The 23,459-nt window shown below is 53.1% G+C and carries 24 protein-coding genes and 1 pseudogene; 12 read left to right on the forward strand and 13 right to left on the reverse strand.

Going from position 1 to position 23,459, the window contains the following annotated elements; genetic code table 11:
• Positions 1-16: 16 nt before the first annotated feature.
• From RGU70_RS02850 to RGU70_RS02875, 7 genes and pseudogenes are all read right to left on the reverse strand, one after another.
• The gene (locus RGU70_RS02850; protein WP_322207907.1) at positions 17-613 is read right to left on the reverse strand and encodes a class I SAM-dependent methyltransferase; all 597 of its coding nucleotides are present in this window, start codon (positions 611-613) and stop codon (positions 17-19) included.
• 64 nt (positions 614-677) lie between these two features.
• Positions 678-1,367, reverse strand: a complete 690-nt coding sequence (locus RGU70_RS02855; protein ID WP_322207908.1) for a hypothetical protein — start codon at positions 1,365-1,367, stop codon at positions 678-680.
• An 81-nt stretch (positions 1,368-1,448) separates the two neighbouring features.
• A complete protein-coding gene (locus RGU70_RS02860; RefSeq protein WP_322207909.1) occupies positions 1,449-2,024 on the reverse strand; it encodes a hypothetical protein in 576 nt (191 codons plus the stop codon).
• A gap of 6 nt (positions 2,025-2,030) precedes the next feature.
• Positions 2,031-2,474, reverse strand: a pseudogene (locus RGU70_RS17660) (TniQ family protein); the annotation flags it as partial.
• A gap of 5 nt (positions 2,475-2,479) precedes the next feature.
• Positions 2,480-3,376, reverse strand: coding sequence for a TniB family NTP-binding protein (locus tag RGU70_RS02865; protein ID WP_322207910.1), 897 nt, complete (start codon positions 3,374-3,376; stop codon positions 2,480-2,482).
• A gap of 1 nt (position 3,377) precedes the next feature.
• Positions 3,378-5,282: a helix-turn-helix domain-containing protein gene (locus RGU70_RS02870; RefSeq protein ID WP_322207911.1), complete on the reverse strand. Its 1,905-nt coding sequence runs from the start codon at positions 5,280-5,282 to the stop codon at positions 3,378-3,380.
• Complete coding sequence (locus RGU70_RS02875) at positions 5,275-5,940, reverse strand: TnsA endonuclease N-terminal domain-containing protein (RefSeq protein WP_322207912.1); 666 nt, start codon at positions 5,938-5,940, stop codon at positions 5,275-5,277. Before RGU70_RS02875 ends, RGU70_RS02870 begins: the two co-directional genes overlap by 8 nt.
• A 216-nt stretch (positions 5,941-6,156) precedes the next feature.
• Between RGU70_RS02875 and RGU70_RS02880 the strand changes: the two genes are divergently transcribed.
• Both RGU70_RS02880 and RGU70_RS02885 read left to right on the forward strand, forming a co-directional pair.
• Complete coding sequence (locus RGU70_RS02880; protein WP_322207913.1) at positions 6,157-6,633, forward strand: 3'-5' exoribonuclease; 477 nt, start codon at positions 6,157-6,159, stop codon at positions 6,631-6,633.
• 140 nt (positions 6,634-6,773) lie between these two features.
• Positions 6,774-7,553, forward strand: coding sequence for a metallophosphoesterase family protein (locus RGU70_RS02885; protein ID WP_322207914.1), 780 nt, complete (start codon positions 6,774-6,776; stop codon positions 7,551-7,553).
• Between the two features lie 24 nt (positions 7,554-7,577).
• Here the strand turns inward: RGU70_RS02885 and RGU70_RS02890 are convergent, their stop codons facing one another.
• Positions 7,578-7,895: a hypothetical protein gene (locus tag RGU70_RS02890; protein WP_322207915.1), complete on the reverse strand. Its 318-nt coding sequence runs from the start codon at positions 7,893-7,895 to the stop codon at positions 7,578-7,580.
• 141 nt (positions 7,896-8,036) lie between these two features.
• Here RGU70_RS02890 and RGU70_RS02895 point away from each other — a divergent pair, with 141 nt between their 5' ends.
• Positions 8,037-9,287, forward strand: coding sequence for an ISL3 family transposase (locus RGU70_RS02895; protein WP_322207916.1), 1,251 nt, complete (start codon positions 8,037-8,039; stop codon positions 9,285-9,287).
• Here the strand turns inward: RGU70_RS02895 and RGU70_RS02900 are convergent.
• Positions 9,211-9,648 carry a hypothetical protein gene (locus RGU70_RS02900; protein WP_322207917.1) on the reverse strand — a complete coding sequence of 146 codons (438 nt, stop codon included), beginning with the start codon at positions 9,646-9,648 and terminating at the stop codon, positions 9,211-9,213. The genes RGU70_RS02895 and RGU70_RS02900 overlap by 77 nt on opposite strands.
• Positions 9,649-9,820: 172 nt before the next feature.
• On the opposite strand from RGU70_RS02900, the gene RGU70_RS02905 reads away from it, so the two are divergent.
• Both RGU70_RS02905 and RGU70_RS02915 read left to right on the forward strand, forming a co-directional pair.
• Positions 9,821-10,012, forward strand: a complete 192-nt coding sequence (locus RGU70_RS02905; protein WP_322207918.1) for a helix-turn-helix transcriptional regulator — start codon at positions 9,821-9,823, stop codon at positions 10,010-10,012.
• A gap of 447 nt (positions 10,013-10,459) precedes the next feature.
• A complete protein-coding gene (locus RGU70_RS02915) occupies positions 10,460-11,194 on the forward strand; it encodes a hypothetical protein (protein WP_322207919.1) in 735 nt (244 codons plus the stop codon).
• Here the strand turns inward: RGU70_RS02915 and RGU70_RS02920 are convergent.
• A complete protein-coding gene (locus tag RGU70_RS02920) occupies positions 11,154-11,708 on the reverse strand; it encodes a hypothetical protein (protein WP_322207920.1) in 555 nt (184 codons plus the stop codon). The two genes, RGU70_RS02915 and RGU70_RS02920, sit on opposite strands and share 41 nt — an antisense overlap.
• 751 nt (positions 11,709-12,459) lie before the next feature.
• Positions 12,460-13,389, reverse strand: coding sequence for a sodium-dependent bicarbonate transport family permease (locus RGU70_RS02925; RefSeq protein WP_322207921.1), 930 nt, complete (start codon positions 13,387-13,389; stop codon positions 12,460-12,462).
• A gap of 97 nt (positions 13,390-13,486) precedes the next feature.
• Here RGU70_RS02925 and RGU70_RS02930 point away from each other — a divergent pair, with 97 nt between their 5' ends.
• Positions 13,487-14,491 carry a LysR family transcriptional regulator gene (locus RGU70_RS02930; RefSeq protein WP_322207922.1) on the forward strand — a complete coding sequence of 335 codons (1,005 nt, stop codon included), beginning with the start codon at positions 13,487-13,489 and terminating at the stop codon, positions 14,489-14,491.
• Positions 14,492-14,605: 114 nt separating this feature from the next.
• Positions 14,606-15,250 (forward strand): DsbA family protein, encoded by a 645-nt coding sequence (locus RGU70_RS02935; protein ID WP_322207923.1) that lies wholly within the window; start codon positions 14,606-14,608, stop codon positions 15,248-15,250.
• A gap of 18 nt (positions 15,251-15,268) precedes the next feature.
• On the opposite strand, the gene RGU70_RS02940 is transcribed toward RGU70_RS02935, so the two are convergent.
• Positions 15,269-15,838 (reverse strand): aldehyde dehydrogenase, encoded by a 570-nt coding sequence (locus RGU70_RS02940; RefSeq protein ID WP_322207924.1) that lies wholly within the window; start codon positions 15,836-15,838, stop codon positions 15,269-15,271.
• A 390-nt stretch (positions 15,839-16,228) separates the two neighbouring features.
• Here RGU70_RS02940 and RGU70_RS02945 point away from each other — a divergent pair, with 390 nt between their 5' ends.
• From RGU70_RS02945 to RGU70_RS02955, 3 genes are all read left to right on the forward strand, one after another.
• Positions 16,229-17,398: an HPP family protein gene (locus tag RGU70_RS02945; RefSeq protein WP_322207925.1), complete on the forward strand. Its 1,170-nt coding sequence runs from the start codon at positions 16,229-16,231 to the stop codon at positions 17,396-17,398.
• A gap of 603 nt (positions 17,399-18,001) precedes the next feature.
• Positions 18,002-18,334: a hypothetical protein gene (locus RGU70_RS02950; protein WP_322207926.1), complete on the forward strand. Its 333-nt coding sequence runs from the start codon at positions 18,002-18,004 to the stop codon at positions 18,332-18,334.
• Between the two features lie 84 nt (positions 18,335-18,418).
• Positions 18,419-18,661 (forward strand): hypothetical protein, encoded by a 243-nt coding sequence (locus tag RGU70_RS02955; RefSeq protein WP_322207927.1) that lies wholly within the window; start codon positions 18,419-18,421, stop codon positions 18,659-18,661.
• Positions 18,662-18,750: 89 nt separating this feature from the next.
• Here RGU70_RS02955 and RGU70_RS02960 read toward each other — a convergent pair whose 3' ends face one another.
• The gene (locus tag RGU70_RS02960; protein ID WP_322207928.1) at positions 18,751-19,221 is read right to left on the reverse strand and encodes a hypothetical protein; all 471 of its coding nucleotides are present in this window, start codon (positions 19,219-19,221) and stop codon (positions 18,751-18,753) included.
• A 54-nt stretch (positions 19,222-19,275) separates the two neighbouring features.
• On the opposite strand from RGU70_RS02960, the gene mnmC reads away from it, so the two are divergent.
• Positions 19,276-21,219 (forward strand): FAD-dependent 5-carboxymethylaminomethyl-2-thiouridine(34) oxidoreductase MnmC, encoded by a 1,944-nt coding sequence (gene mnmC / locus RGU70_RS02965; protein WP_322207929.1) that lies wholly within the window; start codon positions 19,276-19,278, stop codon positions 21,217-21,219.
• 480 nt (positions 21,220-21,699) lie between these two features.
• On the forward strand, positions 21,700-23,304 hold the full coding sequence (locus tag RGU70_RS02970; protein ID WP_322207930.1) for an NAD(P)/FAD-dependent oxidoreductase: 1,605 nt from the start codon (positions 21,700-21,702) through the stop codon (positions 23,302-23,304).
• Positions 23,305-23,459 lie beyond the last annotated feature (155 nt).

Genomic DNA, 23,459 nt, shown 5'->3' on the forward strand with positions numbered 1-23,459 from the left:
AAAAATAAATCTAGTTTTACTTTTTTATAAATACCAATTTTTTCCAATATACATCCAGGCGACTCATGGAGTCAAAAGTCCTGCGCCCGTTATAAATAAGAAATAATCCTGCTTTTTCTGCTTGTTTTATTAATTCATCTATCTCGACTGGATACATCATCCGGTCCTTGCTTGCCGGGCCAAAGCGAATAGTTAGGGCAACATGACCGGTTCTACTTAAAATAGAACAAAGCGAAAACAACGCTTGCTGCCTATCATCTGGGCTAACGTGCATCCACACCGCACTCAATAAAATAAATTCATACTTTTCATCTAGCCTTCGTACTTTTGATAACGAAGGAAGACTGTCATTTATCCAATGGATCTTATATTGATTATGAGTTCTCTTAGCCAAACGCATCAATGTACCGCTGGGTTCGACCGCGGTAACAATATATCCACGCTTAGCAAGGGCAACGGCATCCCGGCCAGAACCAGAACCTATATCTAAACAATTTGTCCCAGTTGCTGGTAAATATTTTAAAAAATTACGATGAATCTTATTAAAGCTTAATTGCTCATACGTTTGAAAAAATTGTTCGCCAAATAAGTCATAATTTTCCCAGCTAACCATAATTGCTCTCAATACAGTTGCACTACATTGTCGTATTTTTGCTTTTATTAAAATCTAAATTTTTCTAATTTTTCTTTCTGACTTCATGAGGAGTCCGCTCAGAAATTTGTTTTTGCCGCAGTGTTAATGCCTTTATTTCATTTCGAATTTCAGTTTCAAAATACAGTTGTGCTTTTATTGAAGCGTCCAATTCGGATTGCAAAGGATATAAACTTTGCGTTGGCGCTTCGTTTTTTTTCACAACTGAAGGAAAAAACGCTCCCGTAAAACTAAGAGAGGCAGCGAATAAAAGTAAAAGGCTCCAACAAAAAACAACCACATATCCCTTGGGTAAATAATCTTTTATTTTCTTTTTCTGAGCCCCGATGGCTATTTGAATATTTTTATTTGCAAGAGGATATTTTTGTTGCACCAAGATATTCTTGCCGATTAATCCTCTCAAGCGGAAGAGAACTACTATCGTAAGCAAATTGAAGGTCCCAACAAAAATTAATGTCAGCATTTTTGGCATATCGGCAGCTAGCTGAGTTACACCGTACCAAAGCCCACCGGTAATCGCAATTGTCATTCCTGGCACCCGCCATAAAAACCCATTTAAAGACCGCAAATGCAGACCGGCCTCTAGATAACCGATTTCCTCTTGCCGAGCGTGTATTTTTTTCTCCTCTAATTTACTAGAGTAGTTATATTTTATTTTTTCAAGTTTGGCGTCTGACATTTTTTCGTCCATATATTTATTTAAATTTTCAGGCATCTGTGTTCACGGCGTAAATTGTATGGATAAAAGCAGTGATTTCCTTATTTTCGATCAAATACAAAAATCCGATTATTCTATTTAGAAATGAATTTTTCGTTCTTTCGCATGTGCCATTCGTTGAATTAAATTGCCATACCAATTCGGATGCTCAGGGAAATCCTTCAGAAATAAGTTGTATCGGACCGCTTGCGCGCGCCAAGCCTCCATTAATCTGTTATCTAGATCAACTAACAACCAAGCGGCTAATTGAATCAGATGATGACGTTCCTCGATAGGACGTACTTCAAAAGAGATATGTCCTTTGGTTAAATGAATATCAGGAAATCCAAGTCGATCCAAAATGAAATCACGCAAGCTGGCATGCCTATATCGAGTGGTCATGATTCTGGCCAATTGATGCATAACTGAATACCGTCCAATTTCCCATCTCATATCATGGCAAACTGGGTCACAAAGAGAATTACTTGCTTTCATTAGTAATTCAAATGCCTGATTATCGTACGAAATAGGCTTTGTTCTTATCCCTGTTCGTAAATCGAACTTGCACGCATGGCACGTCGATATCGGACCAATCTCATGGCCAGCAAGACAGCCAATGTCCAACCGATGTGCCGCAACTGAAGAACCACATTTTGGGCAACGATCAAGCAACATGGTTTTATGCTCGTTACAAACGGTATAAAAAGCGACCCGCCATCTTCTACGAAAATAAGGTACAGAATCCTCCGCCAAACACGTCGGACAAAATTGGAGGCCGTACGCATTTCTCTTACGGTGATACATTTTTAGCACTAGTATCCAATGCAGCGGTCCCGCGTACCGAAATTTCCGATATAGAAATCCCTCATATGAACGTAAAGTCGTATTCCAAACCACTTGGGGACTTGTTCCAGTCCGATAGCTAAGCTCTTCTAGAAGCCATGCTGGTGCCAGCCTATCAATGTCTCGGTTCCAGACCTGTAAATTATTACCGAATATCTGATTGCAAAACGTTTGAACTTTAAGTCCATGCCCATGAGCTAAACGCACAAGCCAGCACGATAACAATTCATCGGGTAATGGCTTGTAATGGATCGGCCAAAGCGATGATGTTATCCCGCGCATGATAATTAGTTGGGACGAACAGACTGCTTACGCTTGGACGGCGGCGTCCACTGGAGATCGGCGATCTGATCGAGCGTGATCCGCTCTGCGCCGCTTCGAATAGCGTCAATCGCTGCCGTTTTAATCAAATCGCAGAAATCCCCTAGCATCCCTTCACTTAGCGAATGGATTCTCAGCATCAATCCGGGCTCGTCGAGTCCCGATGGATATCTGAGCGGGGTGCGGCGCTCAAGCGTCGCGAGCAAACTACCGAACGTCTCATCAGCACGCCATCTGGTCAACACTTCAGGCACGAAACGGCTCGACATCTGCGGGTCGATATTGAAAGCATTAAACGCATCCTCAACACCGGCAGCAACAATCGTTACCTTGGTTTCATTACCCAGACTTTTGATCGCATTTCTAAATTCACGCTGTCGGTTCAGACTCCCGGCAATCAAATGCTGGATTTCGTCAATGATGAGCAGACGCACCTTCAATTGCGCAAACAGCACTTTGACTTGATAGTATCGTTCCGCCGGCGACGAGGTCGGTTTATAGGGCGACATTAACGCCTGCAGGATGCGACTGTAGAAATCGGATGCATCGGGCTTAGTCGGCGCCTCCACCATCACCACCGGACAAATGGTGCATTCTCCGTCCGGATCAATATCGGGCGGATGCGTATTTACAAACCGCTCAAGAATAGAAGTCTTCCCGCTAAAGGATGGCCCGACCAAGAGCATGTTGGGCATTCGTGTAATGCGAGGATAGTTCAATAGATCCTCCATGCGCCCGATGACTTCCTTCGCGCGCGCATAGGGCAACCAAGATCCTTCCTGAATGGAGCGGATACGCTCGGCGGCCGTCCATGCCATTTGATCGGTGGCGACATCGTTGAGATGTGGATAATCCGTCGGCATGTCAGTACTCATCCTCAAGCGGCTTTACCTTGGACGGATCGTATCCGCGAACCGCAGAAGGAGGACCGGACGGCCCCGGCGTACTTACCGTTGGCAGATCGGCCGCGTTCTTCTTTCTCGCTTTCTCGTGTTCCGCACGTTTTTGGACGTTACGACGCGCTACTTTGGTTTTATGCGCAGCATCGGATTCCAGCTCGCGCTGGCGATTAATGAGCGCAAATACCTCTTTCTCGTGATCGGTCGGAATCCCCAACTCACGCGCTCGCGCTTTCGCGTCACGCAGCTCCCAAATACTCACCGGCGGCAGGCTGAGATCCCGATAAGGGATAGCGCAGTACCGTTTAACCTCTGGATCGAAGAAATAGACGTGGCTGATGTCTCGTAGGTCTCGCTTGAACCGGAATTTACGGCGATGACGCGGAAAGTGCGGATCCGGTACGTTGATCCAAGGCCGCAGCACGTCATGGAAATAATGTACGTCATCAATCACGATGCCGTAGTCCTGGACCGTACGTTCCTCGAAGGGCATGAAGTCTAGGCGGATTTTCTCTTCATCAAGCCGACGGGCGGGCAATCCGCGCGCAGGCCGACCGTTACCGCCCAATAAACCTTCGCGCCACTTCTGCAAGGGTGTCGTACCGATTCCGGCATGAATGCGCCGGTGGTAACGCCCGAAAAATAGTACCAACCACTTTTCGAGTTCAGCCAGTGTGAGAAACGCCCGCACCTCAGAATCGTATTCGCCTTTTTCCTTCGGTCCGGAGAATGTCGCTCCGTCCAACGTTTTGAGCGCCTCGGAGACCGTTCCCATCAGCCGTTCGATGTGCGCCCCATAGCGCGGCTTTTTCACCGGACGCAGATGCAGATCGATGTCATATTCTGCGCAAGCTACTTTCAGCATATCGCCGCGGAATTCACGGGCGTTATCCATGTGCAACGTGCCCATGACGCCCCAACAGGGCCATTCGACATCTTCCGCTAACTCGGCGAGCCACTTCTCTTTACCTATTATCGCGTGCGAGACGCACATGCCGGCCGACATCGCCGACGGCGGATCCAATGTCAGGCACATGCCCAGATTCATCCGACTTGATACGTCGATAGCGAGAGTGATCCATGCGCGACCGATCGACAGACGCGATATGTCGTCGACGATCATGACAGGTAATAGGGTGTGATCGATCTGCACCATGGCCAGCGGCCACTCAGCGTCGGGAATGCTGCTGATGTTAGGATCGAAACGTTGTTCAGCCGCGCGAGTACCTTTACGCCGACTGAGGAGCTCCCTTTCGGTTATCCACAGAATTCGCCGCCGTACCGTCGATGCATCAGGCAATGGAAAATTTGCATTCGAGCATAAACGGCGGACTTCTTCAGCCGTTGCGCTCACTGAGCGCTGCTGATCCGTCAAATGATAGTTCTCGATGCAATCTTTGATAATCGCTTCGACCTCGTCGGAAAGCCGACCTCGGCCGCGACCGCCATCGCGTTTTGTAGGGAGCAAGGATGATAGCAAGCCGGTATTGCGAAAAGCTTGAACCCAACGATATAGCGTGGCGCGGCTCACGCCGCTTTCCTCTGCTATTTTTGCGTACAAAACACTGGCGCGGTCTTGCGGCTCCAGCAACGGATCGATGATCTCGCGATGCTTTTCTGCGATCAGCCAATCCTCGCTTGATGTCTCCAACAGATCTGTGGAATCATTTTTCGACGTCTTGGCGATCACTTTAGAAAACTTTTTCGTGCTGAGATCGGTGATTTTGAGTAAAACCTTTTCACCGGAACCGACTTCCCGCGCGAGCAACAGATTCAGATCGGCCACCGCAACGATGACGTAGTCTCGACCATTGCTTGTTACCGTTGCGCCCTTGTCCAGGCGCAGCACTGTGCTTTGTTGTTCAGCCATTGCTCACCTGCGGCAGCCATATGAGTATGTTGTCGGAGAAAGGCGTGTCCAAATCGGTGTGAATCTCTTTGGTTACTATTAAATGCCAAATGATCGGTATCCAATACAGCTTGTCTTGGCTGTCGGTCAGTAATTTATCGATCATCGTATTAAACGACGCCGGGCTTCGAAGTCCCTTTAACGCCTCCAAAGCCTGACCTAAATCCGATTCCGCCGGATTGATATTGCGGTATTCGCGTAAAAATTTCAGATTACTTAACTTGGGTATACGGATATCTTTTTGAGTGACAATTCGAAAATCCCAATTATTAACCGCCGCATATGCCGTGGCCAATTCAAATTTAGGAGCATATTTTTTAGAATTTTTTGTTAGGTCGTCCGTATGCTTGACTTCAACAAGGCACGGCCGCTGAGCAACCGTCTGTTGGACAACCGGATGAAAGCGAACCAGTAAATCAGGAGTGTAAGAATTTTTCGTTCCGGGAATCGGGATGGAAACGGGTTGTTCCTCGAAACTCTCCACGGTTTCATCGAACTCCAGCAAGAGCATGTACTCTTTCTCGAGCAGCGATTCGAAGCCTAGCATCTGCCCGTTCTTCTTGCTGGCGAAACCGCCTGTGACTCCTAGGTAGTTTTTCGGTATTTTTCGGACCGGCATGTTGCTCCTTCATGGAGAATGACTGACAGATAGTATCGGGCAGAACGAGATATCTCAACCGACAATAGTCAGCACTTTGATTTAATTATTAGCCGATAAAATAATATATTTTAAGAAATGGATCAAAGCGTGCGCAGGAAAGATAAATTTCAGTATGCTCATCAAATCTCCTCGAACCCCGATTAGCGCGCTATTTGATTTGATGAAAGATACGCAATGTCGTTTAAGGTCTTCATCGATACGGAATTCACGGATTTTATCAACGTATCTCTCATTAGCATCGGAATGGTAGCTGATTCCGGCGAAGAATTTTATGCGGAAATTCCTTATCCGCCGAATGAATGCAGCCCATTCGTGCACGAAGCCGTCATTCCGCTACTTGGACGTTTTCCTGACGCAGCTTGTTCTCAAGAGGCGTTGCCAGAACGGCTGCTGACGTGGTTGGAAAAAGTCAAAGGGCAACATGAACAATTAGAAATCTGTTTTGATTATCAAACAGATTGGGACTTGTTTAACGATACATTGGAATATCGGGTACCGGAGTGGTGTAGGCCGCGAAACGTCGTACGAAATATAAACGAATTGCTTTCCTATACGTTTCACAAGAAAAATAATTTCCCGCAACATCACGCGCTTTACGATGCACGCGCAAATCGTTATGCGTACCGAGAAAGACCGGATATATCATCGTGACTTGATGTGCCCGACTATCCGGGCATTGGCGATGTTCGCGTGAGGAAGCGGATCAGATTGATCCTCTCCACGTACCAAAAAACCGGAATAAATATGCGGTTGTAATTCGTTATGAAAGACTCAGAACAAATGGCCAGAACATGCGCTTACTAATCCTCTCAGATCTACATCATGAACTGTGGCGCGAACATGCCCCGGTTATCAATCCAGAGATTAGCTTGCCGGACGTGGTGATTCTTGCCGGGGATATCAATAAAGGCGCTAAAGCCGTGGAGTGGGCTGCGAGGACCTTTTCTGAGATACCGGTGATGTACGTTCACGGCAATCATGAGGCCTACAGTAAAAATCTGGAAGATGTGCCGGATGAAATCCAAGCGGCATGTGAAGCGTCGAAGAATGTTCACTTCCTTAACCGTGGCGAATACCTGTTGGGCAATGTCCGCTTTCTTGGCGCGACCTTATGGACTGATTTCCGGTTACTTGGTGACGATGAACGCCAAGCCAGTATGCGGGCTGCAGAGGCGGCCATGGCGGATTACAAGCTGATTCGTTTGGCCAAGAAAAATTACCGGAAATTGCGCTCCAGCGATACGGCGCAACTCCATGCGGAAGATAAGTCCTGGCTTCTGCGGAAACTTGCCGAGCCTTTCGTCGGATCGACAGTGGTCATTACGCATATGGCACCGTCCATGCTGTCCGTTGCCGATCAATACAGTTTCGACCGCGTTTCATCAGCTTATGCGTCCCGTCTGGATGAGGTCGCAAGCCTCGCGGATGTATGGGTTCATGGCCACATGCACGACTCTTCCGATTATCGAATCGGTCGATGTCGCGTGGTCTGCAATCCGTGTGGCTACAAGATGCGCGGAGGGGGAACCGAAAACGTTCAGTTCGACCCAAATTTTATTATTGAAATATAAGATAGCCTAAATACGCTTGCACTTTTAGGCGGATTCGCGGGCTGAGCAACACGCCGCGCAGTGAGCAAGAAGCGACTCACGTTCGCTCATCAGAATTTGATGCTTCAATTTCGCCTCATCTGAATTGATCAGGCAAAGGAGCCTGCCCATGCGCACCGCGCCCTTGAGGTAATCAATCCGTCGCTCGATTTCGCTCATTACACTTTCGGGCGACGATGATTCTTCGCGCGTGATGATCAGCTCTAGCCGGGTGCGCTCCGTGTTGAGCAAGAGCTCGAAGTAATTCTGAAAATGCTGCTGCAAATCGGTGCTTTTTGGAGGGAATGCCTGGGCTTTCCACATAGTGTTCCTCCTCAAATAACCGTCGCCAGGCTTTTGCCATGACGGCAGTTATCATTTTGAAAGGTTTAAAGTTTGGGTTCTTCGGACATTTCTGTGGGTAAGGGGTACGCTATGGCGCAGGTTTAGCCAGGGAGTAGCGCAATGGAAGGCAAGGAGCTGTACCAGAATTTGTTGGGTTTGAATGAACCGTGGACGGTGGAGCGAGTTGATCTGGACATGGCGAAGCTGCATGTTGACGTGCACGTCGCGCACCCTGCCGGTACCCGGTTTGCGTGTCCTGACTGCGCGGCGTCGTGCACGGTCTATGACCATTTGGCGGAGCGTGTTTGGCGGCATCTGGACAGTTGCCAATTTCTGACGTACTTGCATGCCCGGCCACCGCGGATTTCGTGTCCCGAACACGGTGTGCGCCAAGTTGGGTTGCCGTGGGCGGAGCAAGGCAGTCGGTTCACGCATCTGTTTGAAGTGTTGGCCATCGAGTTGCTGCAGGCCGCCAACGTCAAACGCGCAGCGCAGATCCTGCGCATTAGCTGGGATCAAGCGTGGCACCTGATGGAACGCGCGGTATTGCGCGGGCGTGCGGCCAAAGGCGCCGCCGTGCCAAGACAGATTGGTATCGACGAGAAGGCGATTGCGAAAGGCCATCAGTACATGACGCTGGTGTGCGACCGGCAAGCAGCGACGGTGGAGTATGTCGGGGAAGGTCGTACCCAGGAAAGCCTGGCGGCGTACTTTGCCGCCTATAGCAGGGAGCAACTTGCTGGGATCGAGGCGATCAGCCTGGACATGTGGCCGGCGTACATCAGCGGCTGCAAAGCGCACGTTCCGCAGGCGCAGGAGAAGATGGTATTTGATCGCTTCCACATCATGCAGCATGTCGGCAACGGTGTCGATCGCGTGCGCAAGGAGGAACACAAAACACTGCTGCAACAGGGCGACGAAACACTCAAGCGCAGCAAGTACCTGTGGCTCTACAGCGCCGAGAACATGCCTGCAGCTGCACGCGCCAGATTTGATCAGATCAAGCACGGCAACTTGAAAACGGCCCGCGCCTGGGCGCTGAAGGAATCGTTGCGGGGGATGTGGGCTTACCAAAGCCTCGGCTGGGCCAAACGGTTCTGGAAGCGCTGGTATTTCTGGGCCACGCACAGCCGCCTGCCGCCCATGATTGAAAAGGCCAAACTGGTTGCCCGGCACTTGCCCAACATCTTGACCTATTTTAATCATCGCATTACCAATGCCGTCGCAGAAGGATTGAATTCGAAGATTGCAACTGTACAAAAACGCGCCTGTGGCTTCCGAAATCGTGACAACTTCAAGATCGCCATTTACTTCCATTGTGGTGGCCTTGATCTTTATCCGGCATCAGTGACCCACAGGAAAGTCTGTTGAACCAAAGTTTGAGTTCGCTCACGCTGTAGCTTTCGACGATGCCTTTTTTATCGAATACGAAGCGCACGTATTTACCTGTGATGCCGCTAGAGCCCGTCACTATGGAGGAGAAGGGAATGAAGCTGAGGACGCTGTTCTGAGCCATCTGATACGCCCAATATTCCTTACCCTCATTAATGCCGGTCTCGGCCGGTTCGCCAAACGTGGCGCGCAGCTCGGTTTTGTTGGTTTTTCCTTTGATGACCTTTTGTTGGATGCTGCTGGCCGATTCATTGGTCATGGAAGCATTGCCATTGACGCAACCGGTAAGAATCGATGCGGTCAACGCCAAAGCGCAGGTAAGGATGGGAAGTTTCTTCATAAATTTGTATCTCTGATAGTTTAATTGAAAAAATTTATGCATTTCCTCTGGAAACGTATTGCCAGAAAGAATATTACAACGTTTTTGCTATTAATAGAGTGTCGATTCAAAGGGTGCAAATCATTGTAATGTCCGCATGGACAAGAGACTGGCACCCGAAAAAAGAATAGGCATGGCCATCAGAGCCAAGCGGCTAGCCAAAGAATGGTCTCAGGAACAGCTGTCTTTTGAATGTGGCTTGCACCGGACTTACATCGGCGCTGTTGAGCGAGGCGAAAAAAATCTGACGTTGAAAAATCTCGTTAGGTTGGCCAGGTCGCTTGATACTGTGGCTTCCGAGATCATGGCGGCGGCGGGTCTTTGATAAGAACATCCATTTTTGGATTAGTGGCGTTTCTTGGGCGGTCTTTTCGTGGCACTCAGCGACCTTCCTCTCCAATATCTTAATGGAAAGATTGTTCCAGAGTCTGAAATCCGAATAGGAGCTACCTGACAGTACAACAAGCGTATCGGGATGATGCAACGATATAACTGGATACGGCCACATGAGTTCAGCGACGGACTTGCACTGGCAGTGGACGAGCAAAAACTTAATATAGTGTCCGGAAATACTTGATCTTTAGGTGACGGTAGCTCGGATTAATTTGCCTAAATAATTACTGATATTTATCTCATTAACTTCTGGACGAATTTATACTAACCGGGCAGTTTATGATTGACCTCAGACGCTCATATTTATAAAAGAATACTAGATTCCGAGAGCACTAATATTCTCAACAAAGATTATGCCCACAACGATTGAGAGATCTAGATGGAAACAGCGTGTTATGGGCACCCTAACGGGCCATTCGTCAGCGTTCAAGCGTTTCATGAACGAGCGTCTTCAAACTATAAGGAAAAAGGTATCTTTCCCTACTGTCCTCAATGTTCCGAAATCGTTGAACTGTACGGCGTCCATAACTGGGGGATTTCAAGATTCGATCATAAAAATCGTGCGGAGGACCTTGATCCGTTAGATGATTGTCCTTCAGCAAATCGTGGTGATAGTAGGTTTGCCGGGATGGCACCGGATGCATGGGACTATGAAAGAGGGAGACAGCTGCGTCAGGCTTTTTTTGAAGACGACAATCTTAAAAGCGCATATGCATTTTGCCGGAGTTTGGCACGGACCGGCAATATGCCTCTCTCCAAATTCAGGTCCATGATTCGAAAGGCCGATAGGAGAAAAATATGGTCCTATGCTGACATTCCGCTGTGGTTGATTCCCTATATTTTATTAACCCTAGAAAATTTTACCCAAGCAGCTGCTGAAAAAACAAAAGGGTATGAATTTCACTTCGTCTTTGTTAAGCCCAGAGGAACAACTGCGTCAGCACTTTGGAATCAACAGATAGCCACGGCGCTGAAAAAGGTTTTTCCGAACGGAAGCGAGGTCCAAACCGCTGACAATCCCTATCCATTATCGAAAGAAGATAAGCAACGGAAAGCGCAAGATACCGGTTGGATTACGGTCGATTTTTTACGACAGTTAAAAAAGTTGGCATAGGTGGAGGAGCCCAAGCGCCATTTTCGTCAAAAGCCCCTGTCATGCCATATACATTAAGAATGCGATTGTCTGCTTGACTTCCGTCAGCAAGTTTGCTGTCACATCCACAACGTTTTTTGATATCAAATTCGATGACCATCATGGCGAGTTCAGTAGCCGCGCCGATTAAACTTTTAGATTCAGAGTAAACATCGCCGTCTCGTTGAGACAGGCAGGGTTCATATTCAAGCCGATCCATGATCCAGTAGCGAAACCGCTCAAACTGCAGGTGAGTCGAAGGCGCGTTCACCAGTTTTGTACTCCATACAATTGTCGATACAAAAACTTTCGGTTTATCAGGGTGTTCCATAATATGAGCATACCAATAGCCAAAAGTCGGGTCGTCCGCATAAATTAGCCCTAAAATTTCCGCAGCTCCGGAGGGCCCAATTGGAACGCCAAACACTTTTTTCTGTATGAGAAGTCCCGTATGACATTTAGGATTACTATTTAGTGCGCTAGTGAGCATAGCCATGCAAGATTGCAGCACGATCCACCTCCTTGGATTCATTGGCTCAAATTAGCGGTAGAATTTGTCTCGCCAACTTGAATAAATAATCTCAGCTTCTTAGTATAAAAATGCTGAAATTCCTGGCAAAAATCTCATTAACTTAGTTAATTCACAGCGGGTTGAAAAATCAGTTCTAGACTGAGACAAGGTCAGAAGTAGTGACGCCATCCTGACGTGGAGCAAAGGCGCTTTACGACAGAGAGTAAGCGCGCGACAGTCAATTTGAGCGTAAGGTTTTCCAGTGCATCACAGCGTAAGGCACGAATGTCTGCGCGATGGATGCCATGACTTGACCTATTTTTTGATTGGATGATGCTAGTAAATTCAAGGTACCTAATACAGAAAGAAACCAAAAAATTCTTCACATGTCCATGAGGTCTGACAGCGAAATGGTTCGCTGCATATAGGAGATGAATGTGAAGATTCCAATTGGTACAACCGTCGGAACGGGTCAAAAATGCCCTGAAAGTGGTATATGGGAATCGCAAGATGCGCCGCCCACAACAGCGCCGATTGCCCGGCACAATACAATGCCGCCGCATCGGGGCAAAGCCGTGGTCTGGAAGCTGATTTCCTACGCATGACAAAAGCATCCCGCCTGCCTTTGCATTACTCACGGCGATCAGGTTTTTAGTCTGACCGCAGTGGTTAAGTAAAACATACAAATAAAAACAAGAGGAATTGCCGATTTACCGATGCAAGCTAATCACTCATCCTAATAAAACAGCTGCACCCAGTGCTGGTAAATCGGCAGTCCAACTAATACGTTGATGGGGAAGGTAATCCCCAATGCGGCCAGCATGGCCAGGCCGATATTGGCGTTGGGAATGGCGGCCCGAATTGCAGCCGGCGCGGCAATATACGAGGCGCTGGCGGTCAGACTGGCGAGCACCACGGCGCTGCCAGCAGGCAAACGCAAGACCAGCGACGCAGCAATACCCACCCAGGCCAGAGCGAATGGCATCCCCGCTGCGAACACCATCAAGCGCCAATGCTTCAAGGGCAGCGGTGAGCAGACTTTGGCGGTACACAATCCCATTTCCAGCAAAAACAAAGCCAGCATGGTCATGAATCCATCGAGCAGAACTGGCTTGATCGGTGCCAGTCCCACCGGGCCATACAGGTAGCCGATCAGAAGCCCGCCGCCAAGCAGCAACACGCCGCGGCTAGTCAATGCTTCGCGCAGGATGCTGCCTTTGCTGCCCGCGCTGCTGTGCCGACGATAAAACCACAACATGATGAGGATGGACGGCAGCTCAAGCATGACTAAATACAGCGTCGTTTGCGGATTGGTCGGCATGCCGGATTTCTCAACCAGCGTCAGCACCACGGCGAAGGTGCCGGCACTGACCGAGCCATAGTGCGCCGCTACGCTGACGGCATCATCGAGCGATAAACCCACCACTCTGCGCAAGATCGGGTAGCAGACAAACGGCAGCGCCAATCCGAGCGCGGCGATCGGCAGCAATTCGGCCAGCATGCCCAGTTCGAATTTACCGTGCAGTGCCATTCCGCCCTTCAGTCCAAGCACCAGCATGAGCAATATCGACAGCGTTTCGTAAATCGATTGCGGTACTTTCAAATCCGCTTTAATCAGGCCCGCCAACAAGCCAAGTGCAAAAAAAGCGATCACGATATCCGGCATTTTTGCCTCTCCTAAATTGAATCAAGGAGGCAATTGTGCGGGGGATTTGGTATATTAAGTTATAAATTGTTTAACACTATTGCATAGAGAATAATCTATGAATGTCCGTCATCTGAGTTTTCGCTTGCTGCAGGTTTACGTCCAGGTTGTCCGGCTGGGTAACATTTCGGCGGCTGCTCGCGCCTTGCATTTGACGCAGCCGACGGTTTCCTTGCAGTTGAAAAAACTGGCGGAAGCGGTCGATGAGCCCTTGTTTGACAGCCGTGACGGCCGCATGGTCGCGACCCCCGTCGGAGAAGAGTTGTACCGCGCCGCGTGTGATGTGCTGGGGCGCTTTGACGATTTCAACGGTTTTATCGAACAAGCCCGTGGCGGTCATTCAGGCAACTTAAGTATCGGCATTGTCACCACGGCAAAATATGTCGTGCCGCGCATTCTGGGGGCGTTTTACCGCCAGTTTCCAAAGGTCAAAATCACTCTCAATATTGGCAACCGCGCGCACATTCTGGGGCGCTTCGCCAGACAGGAAGACGACTTGTATGTGTTCAGCCATCCGCCCAGTGGCATTGACGTGCAGGCCACGCGCATCCTGCGTAATCCTCTGCAAGTCATTGCCCCGCTGGATCACTGGGCCGCAGGCAAAAAGCAGCTCAGCTTTGCCGAATTGCGCGCAGAGCGTTTCCTGATCCGCGAACCCGGTTCCGCCACCCGCATGATGTTCGAATCCTGGCTGATCGGTCATGGTCTTGAGCTGGGCGATACGATGCAGATTGAGAGCAATGAGGCGATTCGTCTTAGCGTCGCCGCAGGCTTGGGGCTGTCGGTGATTTCGACGCACACACTGCAGGAAGGGCGCGAACAACTCGTCATTTTGCCGGTGGAGGGGTTTCCGCTGGAAAGCAACTGGTATCTGGTCAGCAGAAAAGACCGTCGCCTGCACTACGTGGCGATGCAATTGATTCAGTTCATGGCAGAGCATTTGCCGCACTGCGTCGATCCGGCGCTGGTCGCTGCCGACATCGCCAGCCTGGCGCAACACTTTTCCTTCGCCTCGCCTGCGCAAGCGAACGGAACGATTCGGAGCGATAGAAAATCTCCGTAACTGTGACCCATTGCCGGACACATATTTGCCTTGCTCGATGAGCTGGAAAATCCGGCGCATATCCGTCAGCGCTTCACGGTAGGTTATTAATCATCTTTAACGAGGAACTGCGCCATGAGCCTTAATACGGCCGTCTTGCATTACATTTACGACCCGCTGTGCGGCTGGTGTTACGGCGCTGCGCCGCTGGTCGCTGCGGCGCGCACGGTCTTGCCGGTGGTCGGTCACGCCGGTGGCATGATGACCGGAGCCAATTGCAAGCAGGGCGGTCCTGGCTGGCGCAACTATGTGATGCCGCACGATCATCGTATTGCGGATCTGACCGGGCAGGAGTTCGGCGCTGCCTACTTCAATGGCTTGCTGCTGGATGAGGAGGCGATATTCGATTCAGCGCCGCCGACGGCCGCCATTCTTGCTGCAGAAGAGATGGCGGGAAGCGGACTCGACATGCTGGCCCGCCTGCAGCAAGCGCATTACGCGGAAGGCCGACGGATTGCCGATGTGGCAGTACTGCACGCGTTGGCTGTCGAACTGGGATTGGATGAGGGAGTTTTTGCCGCCGCGTATGGACGTATTAACGACGATGAATTGCAACAGCACATCACCGTTAGTCGCCGTTTGCTGTCGCAGGTCGGCGGCCACGGTTTTCCTACCTTTGCGCTGGAACGGGATGGGCGCATGGAAGTTCTCGATACCGGACTCTGGTTGGGCCGACCCGATGCGTGGCGCGAACATCTCGCGCAGATGCGTCCCCGCTAAGCGGAGACGATCAATCCTCTACTGCTTTTGTCCGATCTGAAACAACAAGCCTTGTCCCGTTACTTCCGTTGAAAACACTTTGTCGCCGATGACTTCGGTCGCGCGCTGGCCGGGAAAGTCCAGCGCGCTGTTGGTGAGTCGGGTGATTGTCGGTAGCAAGGCTTCGTTGACGAAGACCTTGCCGGTAGCTTCCGCGCACAGGAAAAATTCATCACGCGCAGCTTGCGTGCGTTCTGTCAGTAAGACCCCTACCGTTTTTAATTTTCCCTCGGTGGTCATGCTGCCGAGCAGCGTCGTGTGCGTCATGCCGACGCTGATTTCAAATACGCGCGGCTGGTCGTTAGTGAGAAAGCGATCAACGTCCATCACGTAAAGCCGCGCCATGCGCCTCGACGCCGAACCAGGGCCTTTGGTGCGAAATAGCACTTCCGGTAAGGTCTGGTTGAATTTTTCTGCAAATACAGCCGGTGCCATGTCGAGCGAACGCTCAGCCGCTTTGATGGCTGCCAGCTTGTCATCAACGGAATGGTCGCAGGCGCAAAGCAGCGCCGCCGTCATGACGATTAACGATGTAATTTTCCACCTCATCCCGTACTCCTCTTTGATAGGACTCACGCAACCGCTGGCCTTGTCGCAATGTCTTGCCACATGGACGGCCGGCAACAACAGGCCTGTCCAGTGGCCTTTTGCGCAAGTCCTGTTTTATTGTCATTTTGTTATTAATTGTCTGTGCAATATCTTTAACGCCAAATACAGCATACGTGATGTTGGATAAAAAGCTTGAACAGTAGTAAATGCTGGGCATCCGGAGCGGATGCGCGGCATCTGAAATGTTGAATGCTTATCCGCAAAAATTGAATCGCGGGTCAAAGACTATTGGATAGCGAACAGGATGGTATTGACACGGAAAGACGGGAGGAAGAGAGGCATTATTGATATCGCCCCATGCTATATTTGAAAAAAAGGGGCGCACAGATAATGACAATAAAAAACCGATTCGAATGGGTCCTCGCCTATTTCACTGCAGAAAATACAGTCGACCGTTTCGAGCGCATGCGCGCCTGTGCCGGCGCCCTGATCGGCATCACGCTGACCGGTTTGTGCAGTTACCTCATGCTGGACAACGATAGTGCTGCCTTGTGGCTGATTGCGCCTATGGGCGCTTCCGCCGTGCTGTTGTTTGCTGTGCCGGCAAGTCCGCTGGCGCAGCCGTGGTCTCTCGTTGGCGGCAATCTCTGTTCCGCGTTCGTTGGCGTGACATGCGCCAAGCTCATCGGCGAACCGATACTCGCAGCAGGATTGGCAGTCGCCCTGGCGATTGCCATCATGTTCTGGTGGCGCTGCCTGCACCCGCCCAGCGGTGCAATCGCCCTGACCGCCGTGTTGGGCGGACCGGCGGTACAGCATCTGGGATACCACTTCTTACTGACGCCGGTGGCGCTCAATACCTTGCTGCTATTACTGATCGGAGTCTTGTTCAACAACGCGACGGGACGCCGGTATCCCCATGCAAGCAGGGCCGATCCAGTGAGACAACAACCCGGGGAAAATCCGCAGCCGATGGCACGCATCGGGTTTTCCGCCGACGATCTGGACGCCGTATTGCGCCGCTATAACCAGGTGCTCGCTATCAGTCGTGACGATCTGGGAAAAATTCTCTATGAAACCGAAATGGCGGCCTACCAGCGCAGATTTGTCGTCGTTACTTGCAAGGACATCATGTCCAGTGTCGTCTTCCGCGTCGAGTTCGCAACCACCCTGCTGGATGCCTGGAAATTATTGCGGGAACATGATCTCGAGGCCCTGCCCGTCGTGGGGAACGGCGGTCACGTCATCGGCATGATCAGTCGCTCCGACTTCATCCGTCATGTAGCGCCGCGCAACTATGCGCAAATTGAAAAAAAACTGCGGCAGCTGCTGCGAGTCGTACCGCGCGCGCACTCCAGAAAACCGGAAGTCGTGGGGCAAATCATGCTGACCGATGCGACCAAGGTCAGGCAGGACCAGCCCATCGTGGAAATCGTCGCCTTGATGTCTAACCACGGCCATCACGTACTTCCTGTGGTGAACGACGAGGGCAAGCTGGTGGGCATCATCAGTCAGACCGACCTCATTGCGGCACTCTACGAAAGCCGCCTGCGCACCTAGGAACCGCTGATTAAGCTACTGCGCGGCGCAATCTCAGGGCTGCGATGCTCGTCGTACTCAAGTACGACTGCGCTTCTTACCCTGACCTTGCATCGCTCGCTACGCTTACTCAGCGGTTCCGGAGTTGTGGGTAGGAACGCGGGTTGCGGCGTGGTGCGTAGAAAGGACGGTTGCCGGGTGGCGCAATCTCAGGGCTGCGATGCTCGTCGTACTCAAGTACGACTGCGCTTCTTACCCTGACATTGCGTCGCTCGCTACGTTTACTCAGCGGTTCCGGAGTTGTGGGTAGGAACGCGGATTGCGGCGTGGTGCGTAGAAAGGACGGTTGCCGGGTGGCGCAATCTCAGGGCTGCGATGCTCGTCGTACCAGAGTACGACTGCGCTTCTTACCCTGACCTTGCGTCGCTCGCTACGCTTGCTCAGCGGTTCCGTTGCAGTGCCTGGGGCTGGCTATTGCGCGGCTTGTTTGGAATTTCAATACTCGACCCATATTCGACTTTGCAAATATCAATTAACTTCGATTCTATGATCAATTTTAATTGGTAATTGCATCGCAATTTTTTGATTGCGAGGGCGGGGGTGGGGTGAAAAATGGTGTCGAATATGGAAAGTGATCCGAATGTGTGGACCAACAGCGAGCTGATCAGTCTTGCCATGGTGGCGGGGCTTTATCTGCTCGGGCTGGTATTTTCGGTCTGGAGTGGATTTCGCGCCATGAAATGGCGCATTTACTGGAAAACATGCGCGGCGATGATGCTGGTGGGGGCGTTGGGGGCGCTTGTGAGTTCGTTCTATTCGCTGGATGAAATCGATATGCCGACCATCTTTGATCTCAGTCTCTGGCTCCTGCTGGCGGGGCAGTCCGGAGCGGTCATCGGTGCTTGTTGGGTCGGTTGTAGTCGACTTTCACAGCGACTCACCAAAACCAGCCTGTAAATTCCCTGTCGCGGAGAGTGGTTATGGAAGTGGTTATCATAGGGATTTCCTTGTCTTGGCAAGTCAACCCGGGAGGACATCACTATGCGCCGTTTGCGCCGTTGGATGATTGCATTGCTGTTGGTCGTTTCATCGGCCAGTTACGCAGAAGGTCAATACGACCCCTTTAGCTCCAAAGACCCGGTGGAGCGCGCCAACGCTGCCGCCATGCGCGACGCCATCGTTGCCGGTCATTGGGATCAGGCGAAAACCTTTGCCACGACCGATGCGCTGAAGAACCTGTACCGGCAAGCGCAAAAAGAATATCCGCAACCACCCGCGAAATAAATCGGGCAAGTCTCCATTCTTAGTCGCCACTGTAACTCGGCATTCTTGTTTGCCATTCTTGGCTGTATTTCAACGGCGATCTGATCGGCTCAGAGCGAATTGGCGATAACCGTCGCGCCGAAGAAATCGCTGCCTACGCGCAAGGCGTCGCGCAAGCGTTGCCGTCCTGCTTCATCGGCTGGCAGAGTCAGGGTCACCGTCATGTACTGGGTGCTGACTGCGGGCGCAATCACTGGTGCGGCGGCGGCAAGGTCGGGGACCGGCGCGGTCGCCACGACTGGCGGCATGGTCGCTCGCAGCGCAGTAGCGATTTCCTCTTCGCTGACGATCACGGTGGTGTGCGGCTCCAGCCACTTCCTGCTGTTGCCGGTGACGGTAAGCAGACCGCCCGTCAGTTCGTATTCGGTGGCGGAAATTTTTTCGTAGTGGAAAGGCTCCCACCCGGCCACGCCCTGCTTGTTTATGGCAATCGTCTGCATCATCTGCACAGCCGCGTGGCCATTGGTCAGCATGCCGACCGGCAGAAAATCGGCGTCGTCGCCAGTGGTGGATGGATTCATGGGGCTTCCTTCTGAGGCGCTACGGTATGATCGGGGCGATGCAATGCGCTCGGCATGCACGCTCGACAGGCATTATCGCTGTCTTTCTTCCCTGGCCCCCATGTTTCCTTCTTTGCTGTCATGCTTGGCCTGAATCCTGATGTCCTCCTCGCCCCGGCGCTGCCGTCTTCGGACTGGCGCGGACGCGATGGTTTCGTCATGCTCGAACTCGGCTTGCCCGACCTGACCCGCCTGATGGCAACGGCTGCCTTGCTGCAGGCCGATGCGCAGCGGCCGCGTCGTCTGCATTATCTGGCGCTCACCGCTACCCCGCCCGATGCGGCGCAACTGGCGCAATGGCTAACACAATGGCTGGCGCTGCATGACGCTACCGCACCGCTGGTTGACGAACTACGGGCGCACTGGCCGTCGCCGCTACCGGGATTCCATCGCTTGTTACTGGACGACGAACGGCTGGTATTGACGCTGGTGTTTGGCGACGTCGATACCAGCTTGCCGCAGCTCGACGCACAAGTCGATTCCTTCCACTTGCATCCCTGTCTGGCGCAAGAGCCTGGCCCCGTGTGGTCACGCACGCTGGTGACCTGGCTGGGCCGTCTGGCGGCACCGCAGGCGACATTGACGGCAACGATGCAGGCCGAACCGTCTCCCGCGCTATTGCAAACGAACAAGCGGGCGCTGGAAACAAGCGGCTTCCTTGATCTGCGCTGGCAGCAAGTTGGCGATACCACTCAGCACTGGCTGCACGCCCGGTTCGCCCCGCGCCGTCCCGTCGCGGCATTGCCTGTGCCGGAGCGTGCGCAACGACGGGCGATTGTCATCGGCGCAGGTCTGGCCGGTGCGGCCGTCTGCGAACGACTGAGCGCACGCGGCTGGCAGCTCGACTTGATTGAGCAGCACGCTGCTCCGGCACAGGAAGCCTCCGGCAATGCGGCCGGGATTTTCATGCCGCATATCGCGCGTGACGATAACCGCGCCGCGCGTTTAAGTCGCGCAGCGTATCTGTTTTCGGCGCATGTCTGGCAGCGTCTGGGGGGCATAGGCGCGGCGTTTCCCGGCGAAGCCTGCGGCGTGTTGCAAACCATGCGTGACGCTGAACAGGAGCATGCGCAGCGCGAGGCCGCGCATTACTGGCGCTATCCGGCGGCATACGCGCAGTGGCTGGAGGCCGATGCCGCCAGCGACTTGCTCGGCATGGCCAGCGGCGCGGGATGGCTGTATCCGCAGGCCGGTTGGGTGCATCCGGGCGGGCTGTGCGCGGCGCTGATCGCGGCTTGCGGCGACCGGGTGCGCACGCACTTCAATACCAGAGCAATGCAGGTGCAGCGGGATGGTGAACTCTGGCGCGTGTATGACCACGCGCAGCGCTGCATCGCCGAAGCGCCGGTATTGATTCTGGCAAGCGGCAAACATGCGCTGGAATTCGATCTCGGCGCGGATTTGCCGATCAGTCTGGTGCGCGGGCAAGTCACCTACGTGCCTGCGGCGGCCTTGCCGGTGTTGCCGGTAGTGCTGTGCGGTGATGGCTACCTGACGCGCCCGGCGCAGCAGCTGTGCAGTCTGGGCGCGAGCTACGAACCCGACGCAGCAGCAGACGACACCGGCCTGCGCACACAAAGCCATGTGGACAATCTGGCGCGGCTGGCGCGACTGGTGCCGCCGACGCTGACGCCGCAATTGAACCGTATCGATCCAGCGACGCTCGACGGCCGCGCCGCCATACGCTGCGTATCCGCTGACCGTTTGCCGCTGGTCGGTGCCTTGCCGGATCGCACGGACGGCTTGTCGGGCGCGGCCAACAGGAAGCTGAGCGACTGGCCGCGTTTGCCACAGGTCTATGGTTTGCTGGGCTACGCCTCACGCGGGGTGATCTGGAGTTCGCTAGCGGCGGAATTGCTGGCGGCGCAATTGCAGGGCGAACCGTTGCCGCTGCCACGCGATCTGGTCGCCGCGCTCGACCCGGCGCGCTTTGCTTGCAAGGCGGCGCGACGGATATAAGGCCTGCGCTGAATGTGCCGGTCCTGACTTTCTGTGACGTCAGCGTTGACCGGCGTGCCGCCGGATCCTTCGATACGGGATTGCATCCCTACTCAGGACGAACGGTTGGAGGGGAGGGCAACGTGAAAACAGCACTAGGGCGTGTTGACGTTTCATTTGCGAGTGCGAACGCGCGGCAGGCGGTAACTGCCTGGGCGCAGCGACACGTCGTAGCGGGACTGCGGCAAGGAGCTGCAACAACGGCAGGCGACGCCTGCCGCACTTTCTGGCGGAAACGCATCTCACAAATGAAGCATCAACACGCCCTAGTCATTGAACTTGAATGCACTGCCTTCCCTTCGTCCTGAGCAGGAGCAGCGCTCCGTATCGAAGGATCCGGCGGCACGCCGGGCTGATCCATCAACCGTTCTCTTTAAGGCTTATCGTAAAATAGCGCATTGCCGGATAAATCCTGGCCTCCCTGCCTGATTGGATGCACGTATGCTGCGACTGACTGAACTACAACTCCCCATTGACCACACTGACGACGACCTGCAAGCCGCGCTCCTGGCGCGCCTTGGCATTGAGGTCGATCAGCTACTGGGTTTCACTATTTTTCGGCGCAGCTACGATGCGCGCAAAAAGTCGGCTGTCACGCTGACCTATGCGCTTGATGTCGATGTGCGCGATCAGGTGGCGGTGTTGCTGGCAATGGCAGGCAGTCGCAATGTGGTGCTGTCGCCGGACATGGAATACCGTTACGTCACGCAAGCGCCGGCCGGGTTGGCTTCGCGTCCGGTCGTGGTCGGCACCGGCCCCTGCGGTTTGTTTGCCGCGCTGATTCTGGCGCAGATGGGGTTTCGTCCCATTGTTCTGGAGCGCGGTAAAGCGGTGCGGGAACGTACCAAGGACACCTGGGGCATGTGGCGCAAGGGAGAACTCAATCCCGAATCGAATGTGCAGTACGGCGAGGGCGGTGCCGGGACTTTTTCGGATGGCAAGTTGTACAGCCAGATCAAGGACCCGATGCACTACGGGCGCAAGGTGCTGATTGAATTCGTCAAGGCCGATGCGCCGCCTGAAATCATGTATGTCAGCAAACCGCACATCGGTACTTTCCGGCTGGTCAAGATGGTCGAGCAGATGCGCGAAACCATCGAGGCGCTGGGTGGGGAATACCGTTTCGAGCAGCGCGTCGACGATATCGACATCGCCGATGGCAAAGTGCGCGGGCTGGTGATGGCAGACGGGACGTATCTGGCGGCCGACCATGTGGTGCTGGCGATCGGCCACAGCGCGCGCGATACCTTCGAGATGCTGCATCGGCGCGGGGTGTATATGGAAGCCAAGCCGTTCTCGGTGGGTTTCCGTATCGAACACCCGCAGTCGCTGATCGACCGCGCCCGCTTCGGTCCTAGCGCCGGACATCCGATACTGGGCGCGGCCGATTACAAGCTGGTGCATCACGCGGCCAACGGGCGTTCGGTATACAGTTTTTGCATGTGTCCCGGCGGTACGGTAGTGGCGGCGGCGTCCGAACCGGGGCGCTTGGTGACGAACGGCATGAGCCAGTATTCGCGCAATGAACGCAATGCCAACAGCGCCATCGTGGTCGGCATTACGCCTGCCGATTATCCCGGTCATGCGCTGGCAGGGATTGAATTTCAGCGGCAGTGGGAAACCCGGGCGTTTGAGCTGGGCGGGAGCAATTACCATGCGCCGGGCCAACTGGTGAGTGACTTCCTGGCGCAACGGCCTTCTACCGCATTGGGGACGGTCACGCCGTCTTACCAACCGGGCGTGGCGCTGGTGGATCTGGCGGCGGCGTTGCCGGCCTACGCCACTGAAGCAATCCGCGAAGCCCTGCCGGCTTTCGATAAGCAGATTCGCGGTTTTTCCATGGGCGATGCGGTATTGACCGGCGTGGAGACGCGCACATCGTCACCGGTGCGCATCCGGCGCGACGATCGCAGCTTGCAGAGCATTAATACCGTGGGCTTGTTTCCGGCGGGCGAGGGAGCCGGTTATGCGGGGGGGATTCTGTCGGCGGCGGTCGATGGCATCAAGGTGGCTGAGGCGCTGGCGCTGAGCATGGTGGCGGGCTAAACGCCTTCCGGCCTTGAGTAAAAAGAACTTACGCAAAACGCCGCTGGCGTTGTTGCTTCGCCTTGTCGTCCGATTTGTACTGCCAGCGGCCTTTTGGAGAGGTCCTGTCAAATGGCGAATTTTGCGGCAACGGTGGACCGACTGATTTTTTCTGC

Source organism: Herbaspirillum sp. RTI4, assembly GCF_034313965.1.
GTDB lineage: Bacteria > Pseudomonadota > Gammaproteobacteria > Burkholderiales > Burkholderiaceae_D > Herbaspirillum.